Consider the following 2,164-nt stretch of genomic DNA (forward strand, 5'->3'; position numbering starts at 1 on the left):
GAACGACCCGAAGCAGGCGGCGCGGCTGATGCGCAAGCTGTTCGACGCCGGCGGGTTGCCGGTCGGCGGCGGCATGGAGGAGGCGCTGCGCCGGATGGAGGCCGGGGAGGATCCGGACCGGATCGAGGAGCAACTGGGGGACGATCTGGACGGGGATCCGTTCGGGGCGCCCGGGAAGCGTCTGCGCAATCGCCTCCGCCGTCTCGCGCCGCCGACGCACGACCCTCATTTGTACGAGCTCTGATCGGGCGCGGGGGTTTCGCGACGCAAGGCCCGCGGGTTTCGCGAGTCAAGGCCCGCGGGTTTCGCGACTCAAGGCCCGCGCGTTTCGCCACGCAAAGCCCGTGGGTTTCGCAGCGCAAGGCCCGCGCGTCTCGGGGCGCCGCCGGTCGTCCGTCAGGGGGGCGCGGCGGACCGCCTTAACTGAGGGGTCCGCCGACCCCCCCCTGACGGCCGACCTCATGTCGCTGCTCCAGAACCACGCGTAGCCCCCGTCGCAACGGGCGCCGTGCCCGCGACGGCTGCGGTGACCGCAACGGCCGCGGTGATCGCGCTGGGCGCCGCGATCGGGACGGGCGCCGGGATCGCGACGGGCGCCGGGATTGCGACGGGCGTGTAGGGGCGGCTGGCGCGCCACGATTATCGTGTCCCCGCTCAGGATTCCACCGCGCCTGCCGCCCGACGACATTCGCGCGCAACGTTGCCTTTGAACGTCGAAAGGCAAGGATGCGCGAGGTCCACGTCGGGAGGCAGGCGCGGTGGTGGCGCCGTTGTTCCGACGACGTGATCGGCGCGCCAGCCTCCCCTACACGACCAATTCACGCGCAACGTTGCCTTAATGCCCAAAGGCAAGAGGGTGCTGTGTCCACGTCGGGAGGCAGGCGCGGTGGGGGCGCCGTTGTTCCGCCGACGTGATCGGCGCGCCAGCCTCCCCTACACGACCCATTCCCGCGCACCATCGAAACAGGGCGCGGTGGTGACGCCGTTGTCCCGAAGACGACGAGCGTGTCGTGCGGCGGGGGGCGGCGGCGGAGCATTGCCCCGTCGCGGAGCCGCCGCCCCCCGTCGCGCGACACGCGCCCTTCGACGGACACGCGCCCTATTGTTTCAGCGCGAGAAGCGACATGACCTCCGCGAACCAAGGCCGCGGCGCGGGGCGATGCGGGGTGCACGGACCCTTCAACCGGGACCATTCCGCTGCGGACAACCGGCGATGCGCCCGACCAAACACGACAGCGCGTCGGGCGGGCGGGGGCGGCGGCGCAGCCGTTGCCCCGTGGCGGAGCCGCCGCCCCCGCCGCACGACGCGCGTGCCGCGGGACGCGCGGGATTTGCGGCGGCGGAAGGCCAGCGCGTTCTGACGAAATGCAAAAGGCAGGGTTGCGCTGGGTCCGGCTCGGGAGGCAGGCGCGGTGGGGGCGCCGTTGTTCCGACGACGTGATCGGCGCGCCAGCCTCCCCTACGGGGTCAATTTGATGCCCACCGTGGCCCAGGCGTCGCGGACCGCGCGGACCTCGCGCGAGTCGGCGCCGTACAGCGACGTCGCGACCTCGGTCGTCGCCTGCGCGGCGTCGCGGAACTGGGCGTCGGGACGCAGGCGGTCGCGCAGGACGACGTACCAGACGCGCCCCGCCCGCTCCCACGCCGCGCCGCCGATCGCCGTCGCCGCGAGACAGAACGCCCGGTTCGGGATGCCGGAGTTGATGTGCACCCCGCCGTTGTCGTCGGCGGTCTCGACGAAGCCGTCCATGTGTCCCGGCTGCGGGTCCTTCCCCAGCGTCGGATCGTCGTACGCCGTCCCCGGCTCGCGCATCGAGCGGATCGCCCGCCCCTTCACCCGCGCCGTGAAGAGCCCCTCGCCGATCAGCCAGTCGGCGTCCCCCGCCGACTGCTTCAGCGCCCGCTGCTTGACCAGCGAGCCGAAGACGTCGGAGAACGACTCGTTGAGCGCCCCGGACTGCCCGTCGTACCGCAGCCGCGCCTCGCACTGCGTCACGCCGTGCGTCAGCTCGTGGCCGATCACGTCGAGCGCCGCGGTGAAGCGGTTGAAGAGGACGCCGTCGCCGTCCCCGTAGACCATCTGCCGGCCGTCCCAGAAGGCGTTGTCGTACTGCTTGCCGAAGTGGACGGTCGAGACGAGGCGCATTCCGCGGTCGTCGATCGA

General features: G+C 72.3%; 2 protein-coding genes. One reads left to right on the forward strand and one right to left on the reverse strand.

Annotated features, from left to right (window positions below; all coding sequences use genetic code 11):
* Positions 1 to 244: zinc ribbon domain-containing protein (locus tag LLG88_12890; GenBank protein ID MCE5247802.1), on the forward strand; the 244-nt coding region annotated here is incomplete at its 5' end.
* A gap of 1,215 nt (positions 245 to 1,459) precedes the next feature.
* On the opposite strand, the gene LLG88_12895 is transcribed toward LLG88_12890, so the two are convergent.
* Positions 1,460 to 2,164 (reverse strand): M4 family metallopeptidase (locus LLG88_12895; GenBank protein MCE5247803.1); only part of this gene is annotated, 705 nt, incomplete at its 5' end.

The organism is bacterium (assembly GCA_021372775.1).
Taxonomy (GTDB): domain Bacteria; phylum Acidobacteriota; class Polarisedimenticolia; order J045; family J045; genus JAJFTU01.